At 51.1% G+C, this 3,298-nt stretch carries 2 rRNA genes; both read left to right on the plus strand.

Going from position 1 to position 3,298, the window contains the following annotated elements:
- The first annotated feature begins 220 nt into the window (after positions 1–220).
- Positions 221–3,113, plus strand: a 23S ribosomal RNA gene (locus APH35_RS27830).
- A gap of 136 nt (positions 3,114–3,249) precedes the next feature.
- A 5S ribosomal RNA gene (gene rrf / locus APH35_RS29860) occupies positions 3,250–3,298 on the plus strand; the annotation flags it as partial.

A 3,298-nucleotide genomic window follows, 5' to 3' on the forward strand; every position in this document is an offset into this window, starting at 1 on the left:
TCAGAACTCAGAAATGAACATTCCCTGCGAATGTTGATTTCTGACTTTTGTCAGATCGTTCTTTAAAAATTCGGATATGTGATAGAAATAGACTGATGGCCAGTTTCACTGCTGGTTAATCAGGCTAAGGTAAAATTTGTGAGTTCTGCTCGAAAGAGCGACGTGCGAATTTTCGGCGAATGTCGTCTTCACAGTATAACCAGATTGCTTGGGGTTATATGGTCAAGTGAAGAAGCGCATACGGTGGATGCCTTGGCAGTCAGAGGCGATGAAAGACGTGGTAGCCTGCGATAAGCTTTGGGGAGTCGGCAAACAGACTGTGATCCAGAGATCTCTGAATGGGGGAACCCAGCCAGCATAAGCTGGTTATCTTGTACTGAATACATAGGTGCAAGAGGCGAACCAGGGGAACTGAAACATCTAAGTACCCTGAGGAAAAGAAATCAACCGAGATTCCCTTAGTAGTGGCGAGCGAACGGGGACCAGCCCTTAAGTTGGTTTGAGATTAGTGGAACGCTCTGGAAAGTGCGGCCATAGTGGGTGATAGCCCCGTACACGAAAATCTCTTATCAATGAAATCGAGTAGGACGGAGCACGAGAAACTTTGTCTGAATATGGGGGGACCATCCTCCAAGGCTAAATACTACTGACTGACCGATAGTGAACCAGTACCGTGAGGGAAAGGCGAAAAGAACCCCGGAGAGGGGAGTGAAATAGAACCTGAAACCGTATGCGTACAAGCAGTGGGAGCCTACTTTGTTAGGTGACTGCGTACCTTTTGTATAATGGGTCAGCGACTTATATTCAGTGGCGAGCTTAACCGAATAGGGGAGGCGTAGCGAAAGCGAGTCTTAATAGGGCGTTTAGTCGCTGGGTATAGACCCGAAACCGGGCGATCTATCCATGGGCAGGTTGAAGGTTAGGTAACACTGACTGGAGGACCGAACCGACTACCGTTGAAAAGTTAGCGGATGACCTGTGGATCGGAGTGAAAGGCTAATCAAGCTCGGAGATAGCTGGTTCTCCTCGAAAGCTATTTAGGTAGCGCCTCATGTATCACTGTAGGGGGTAGAGCACTGTTTCGGCTAGGGGGTCATCCCGACTTACCAAACCGATGCAAACTCCGAATACCTACAAGTGCCGAGCATGGGAGACACACGGCGGGTGCTAACGTCCGTCGTGAAAAGGGAAACAACCCAGACCGTCAGCTAAGGTCCCAAAGTCATGGTTAAGTGGGAAACGATGTGGGAAGGCTTAGACAGCTAGGAGGTTGGCTTAGAAGCAGCCACCCTTTAAAGAAAGCGTAATAGCTCACTAGTCGAGTCGGCCTGCGCGGAAGATGTAACGGGGCTCAAACCATGCACCGAAGCTACGGGTATCACCTTTTGGTGATGCGGTAGAGGAGCGTTCTGTAAGCCTGTGAAGGTGAGTTGAGAAGCTTGCTGGAGGTATCAGAAGTGCGAATGCTGACATGAGTAACGACAATGCGAGTGAAAAACTCGCACGCCGAAAGACCAAGGTTTCCTGCGCAACGTTAATCGACGCAGGGTTAGTCGGTCCCTAAGGCGAGGCTGAAAAGCGTAGTCGATGGAAAACAGGTTAATATTCCTGTACTTCCAGTTATTGCGATGGAGGGACGGAGAAGGTTAGGCCAGCCTGGCGTTGGTTGTCCAGGTTTAAGGTGGTAGGCTGGAATCTTAGGCAAATCCGGGATTCTAAGGCCGAGAGCTGATGACGAGTTGCCTTTAGGCGACGAAGTGGTTGATACCATGCTTCCAAGAAAAGCTCCTAAGCTTCAGATAACTGGGAACCGTACCCCAAACCGACACAGGTGGTTAGGTAGAGAATACCAAGGCGCTTGAGAGAACTCGGGTGAAGGAACTAGGCAAAATGGCACCGTAACTTCGGGAGAAGGTGCGCCGGCGAGGGTTAAGGACTTGCTCCGTAAGCCCATGCCGGTCGAAGATACCAGGCCGCTGCGACTGTTTATTAAAAACACAGCACTCTGCAAACACGAAAGTGGACGTATAGGGTGTGACGCCTGCCCGGTGCCGGAAGGTTAATTGATGGGGTTAGCGCAAGCGAAGCTCTTGATCGAAGCCCCGGTAAACGGCGGCCGTAACTATAACGGTCCTAAGGTAGCGAAATTCCTTGTCGGGTAAGTTCCGACCTGCACGAATGGCGTAACGATGGCGGCGCTGTCTCCACCCGAGACTCAGTGAAATTGAAATCGCTGTGAAGATGCAGTGTATCCGCGGCTAGACGGAAAGACCCCGTGAACCTTTACTATAGCTTTGCACTGGACTTTGAATTTGCTTGTGTAGGATAGGTGGGAGGCTTTGAAGTGGGGACGCCAGTTCTCATGGAGCCATCCTTGAAATACCACCCTGGCAACTTTGAGGTTCTAACTCAGGTCCGTTATCCGGATCGAGGACAGTGTATGGTGGGTAGTTTGACTGGGGCGGTCTCCTCCCAAAGAGTAACGGAGGAGTACGAAGGTGCGCTCAGACCGGTCGGAAATCGGTCGTAGAGTATAAAGGCAAAAGCGCGCTTGACTGCGAGACACACACGTCGAGCAGGTACGAAAGTAGGTCTTAGTGATCCGGTGGTTCTGTATGGAAGGGCCATCGCTCAACGGATAAAAGGTACTCCGGGGATAACAGGCTGATACCGCCCAAGAGTTCATATCGACGGCGGTGTTTGGCACCTCGATGTCGGCTCATCACATCCTGGGGCTGAAGCCGGTCCCAAGGGTATGGCTGTTCGCCATTTAAAGTGGTACGCGAGCTGGGTTTAGAACGTCGTGAGACAGTTCGGTCCCTATCTGCCGTGGACGTTTGAGATTTGAGAGGGGCTGCTCCTAGTACGAGAGGACCGGAGTGGACGAACCTCTGGTGTTCCGGTTGTCACGCCAGTGGCATTGCCGGGTAGCTATGTTCGGAAGAGATAACCGCTGAAAGCATCTAAGCGGGAAACTTGCCTCAAGATGAGATCTCACTGGGATCTTGAATCCCCTAAAGGGCCGTCGAAGACTACGACGTTGATAGGTTGGGTGTGTAAGCGCTGTGAGGCGTTGAGCTAACCAATACTAATTGCCCGTGAGGCTTGACCATATAACACCCAAGCAATTTGCGCGTCAGCCAAATTGCGGTGGTGAAGATGATACGAACCGAAAGTTCGCAACGAACCACACAATCACATATCCGAATTCGCTGGGCTGTCCATCTGGACATTCTGGCTACAGAATTTCTTGACGACCATAGAGCATTGGAACCACCTGATCCCATCCCGAACTCAG

It is taken from the genome of Pseudomonas sp. NBRC 111132, assembly GCF_001320565.1.
Classification (GTDB): Bacteria; Pseudomonadota; Gammaproteobacteria; order Pseudomonadales; family Pseudomonadaceae; genus Aquipseudomonas; species Aquipseudomonas putida_P.